This is a genomic window from Bacillus sp. SIMBA_074, assembly GCF_046534555.1.
In the GTDB taxonomy this organism is placed as follows: Bacteria; Bacillota; Bacilli; order Bacillales; family Bacillaceae_G; genus Bacillus_A; species Bacillus_A mycoides.
This window is the reverse complement of record NZ_JAWRYM010001404.1, coordinates 1-209: the sequence shown is the minus strand read 5'-3', so window position 1 is coordinate 209 and position 209 is coordinate 1. Positions and strand designations below refer to the sequence as shown.

Sequence of the window (209 nt, the reverse complement as noted above, 5' to 3'; positions counted from 1 at the left end):
CCTAGAGGTAACACGGGCGCTACTGGTGCTACCGGACCTAGAGGTAACACGGGCGCTACTGGTGCTACCGGACCTAGAGGTAACACGGGCGTGACTGGTGCTACCGGACCTAGAGGTAACACAGGTGCTACCGGTGCTACCGGACCTAGAGGTAACACAGGCGCTACCGGTGCTACCGGACCTAGAGGTAACACGGGCGCTACTGGTGC

Annotated in this window: 1 pseudogene; it reads left to right on the top strand. The window is 60.8% G+C overall.

The annotated features are described in order from the left end of the window. A pseudogene (locus SB773_RS35325) lies at positions 1–209 on the top strand (collagen-like repeat preface domain-containing protein); the annotation flags it as partial.